The following is a 1,858-nucleotide window of genomic DNA, read 5'->3' as shown; positions in this document are numbered from 1 at the left end:
CAAGGTATGGGGCTTTTTCTGTTTCTTTCGAAACCCTATTCAAATCTCTTTGCGATTGTTCAACATTGTGCTCTTGTTTTTCAAATCTACTAAAAGCTGTCTTTGTATTCTCCAAAAGGGTCGTAATTTTTACCTTTTGTTTTTGCGATAATTCTTTATTGGTCTCAATGTAAGAGGAAACTTTTTCTCCTAGACTTTGCAAAACGTCAACATTTTTATTTTTTGTAAATTCAGTAAGGTTCTTACGAATAAGCTCAGACAGTAATTCAGAAGTACCATAAAGTGCCTCAATTGATGCCTTTGTCATTTCCTCTCGCGTGATACCGTCCCAGTTGATATTATAACCAACTTCACGAGCAAGTTGACCAATAAATTCACGCTGAGTACGTCCATTTCCCTCTCGAAACGGATGCAACGCATTTATTTCACCCATGTAATATCCAGCTCTCCGGCTGAATTCATCCGCATCAAGACCACGCAGATATTGTTCTTTGGCAAGCTGCTGTGTAATCTTCGGTGCATAGCTTTCAATCTGATGATGATAAGCAAATAAACAACCACCTTTGGTAATATCTATTGAACGGATCTTTCCTGCCCATTCATAGACGTCACCAAATAGCTTCTTGTGAATGTCTTTCATATGATTGAGATCAAACTCACCCCTAATAGGAGTACTATCAAGTTCATAAGACCTTATATAAGCAAAAGCAGACTCCAGACTGCTTAGTGTGGCTTGGTCTTTAATACCAAGCCGATTATACATCACACCAGTTTTAGGATCAGTATAAGGATCGTTTGTATTCTCATACTTCACCACGTTTTATCCGTTCCATAAGATCCTTGATTACATCACTTGTTTCAAGTTCTCCAATAATAACCCGCTCCATCTGAGAAACGACCTGTGAATCTGGCTCCAACCCCTCTAAACGTTGACTTGCTAATGCATTTTTAGCAGCAAAGCGACGTCGCTTAATTTCCTCTTCACTCAACATATAAAATCCTCCTTTATGCTGTTAAAGCCTTTTTAAGAGCACGATTTACAGCTTCTGGCTCGTTTTCAATGACAGAAAGCAATATCTTAGAAGATGTATCGATAGAATATCGTCCTTGTTCCCAATCACGAATACGACCGACAGAAAAGCCAAACCGTGCTGCAAATTGTGTCTGCGTTAAACCAATATTTTTTCTAATTTTTTTTACATCAATCTTTGCAGGAATATGAATACCAAACTTTGCGATATCAGCTTCACCTTTAGCATAGGAAAGAGCCTCACGTGCACCTTGTAATATACGTGATCCTGCTTTATTTGCCTTATCCATCATTTCTCCTTTTTGTATTCGTCTAAGAGTGCGGTTAAAATCCACTTAAGTTCATTTCTTTCTGCCTTGGTTAAATTTCCTTGAGACGATTTGCTGTAAACATCTAAAAGAAAAACCGGAATATCTTTACCACCAAAAAAAGTAATAATCCTATATCCGCCACTTTTACCTTTATGTTTTGTTGGAAACCGAACTTTTCTAGCGCCACCCGTACCTTGCATAAGATCTCCGGCATTTGGATTAGCTGCAATAAAAGAAACTATATCAAATAATTCCTCAGGCGATATACCTTCCTCTTTTGCAGAAATGAGATAAGCTGTTGTTTCAATGACTGTTTGCATATATTTTATATATACGGGATACCCGTATTATTGTCAAGCAAAAATATAGATCACTCTTACCTTACCGTATCACATCTTTTGATCTTGCACGCGCTATCGCATTGATTTGCTCCTGTTGTCTCTGTTGCAAAAATTTAACTGCTGTTTGAAGCTCGTTCACAAGCTTTTTATCTTGAGGCTGATTTTGGGGTATTGCT

At 37.8% G+C, this 1,858-nt stretch carries 4 protein-coding genes; all 4 read right to left on the bottom strand.

All coding sequences use genetic code 11. The features are described 5' to 3' along the window. On the bottom strand, positions 1-814 hold an 814-nt coding region (locus ACFIK4_RS05500), incomplete at its 3' end, for a Fic family protein (RefSeq protein WP_375675357.1). Beyond that, on the bottom strand, positions 804-992 hold the full coding sequence (locus ACFIK4_RS05495) for an antitoxin VbhA family protein (RefSeq protein ID WP_375618982.1): 189 nt from the start codon (positions 990-992) through the stop codon (positions 804-806). The genes ACFIK4_RS05495 and ACFIK4_RS05500, both read right to left, overlap by 11 nt. Positions 993-1,005: 13 nt before the next feature. Beyond that, the gene (locus tag ACFIK4_RS05490; RefSeq protein WP_375618981.1) at positions 1,006-1,323 is read right to left on the bottom strand and encodes a helix-turn-helix domain-containing protein; all 318 of its coding nucleotides are present in this window, start codon (positions 1,321-1,323) and stop codon (positions 1,006-1,008) included. Then, positions 1,320-1,661, bottom strand: a complete 342-nt coding sequence (locus ACFIK4_RS05485; protein ID WP_375618980.1) for a type II toxin-antitoxin system RelE/ParE family toxin — start codon at positions 1,659-1,661, stop codon at positions 1,320-1,322. The genes ACFIK4_RS05490 and ACFIK4_RS05485 overlap by 4 nt, the downstream gene beginning before the upstream one ends. Positions 1,662-1,858: the final 197 nt, after the last annotated feature.

Source organism: Bartonella sp. AP9QHHD (assembly GCF_042195625.1).
Lineage (GTDB): Bacteria > Pseudomonadota > Alphaproteobacteria > Rhizobiales > Rhizobiaceae > Bartonella.
This window is presented reverse-complemented; position numbering and strand designations above follow the sequence as displayed.